We start from the raw sequence: 590 nt of genomic DNA, 5'->3' as shown, positions 1-590 counted from the left end.
GCCGCGGCGGGGGTGGAGCTTGACGGCGACATGAAGAAAATTGTTGATGGCGCGATTGAAGCCGCCGTTTTCGCCCTTCCGAAGACGCACACGGAACAGCGTACATAAAGCCCGCGCCCCCGCTGGCCGTTCGCTTCGGCGGCGGGGGCATATTCTTTAAGGGAGGTTGCACACAATGAGCGAAAAGCAGACCACAGCGAAGAAGAAGCCGGGACGGAAGCCGAAGGCAGACAAAACCGCCGAAGCCGATAACAGAAACGGCGGGGCCGTGGGCGAAAGCGGCGCGCCGGATAACGGATCGGGTGGAAGCGGCGAAAATACGGAACAAGCCGCCCATGCGCCGGATCAGAACGGCGATATTCCGGAACAGAGCGAAGAGGGAGCGGCGCAGGCCGCCCCCAAAGCTGGCGGCGGTGGAGCCGCGGAAGAGGAAAAAGCCCCCGCTGCGGAAGGCTGGGCGGTTGCCCGCGTCCTGAAAATTACAAAACCGCTTATGAAGGGCGAAGACGTGAAGGCCCTGCAAGCCGCCTTGATCGCCCGCGGGTATCATTGCGGCGCGTCCGGCGCAAGTGGTGTGTATGAGCGCAACA

Annotated in this window: 1 protein-coding gene; it reads left to right on the top strand. The window is 62.7% G+C overall.

What is annotated here, in order from left to right:
* Nucleotides 1-175: 175 nt before the first annotated feature.
* Nucleotides 176-590 (top strand): peptidoglycan-binding domain-containing protein (locus tag U8U68_RS22120; protein ID WP_322204651.1); only part of this gene is annotated, 415 nt, incomplete at its 3' end.

The organism is Acutalibacter intestini (genome assembly GCF_034334985.1).
Classification (GTDB): Bacteria; Bacillota; Clostridia; order Oscillospirales; family Acutalibacteraceae; genus Acutalibacter; species Acutalibacter intestini.
The sequence above is the reverse complement of the archived record's forward strand: the minus strand, read 5'-3'. Positions and strand labels throughout refer to the sequence as shown.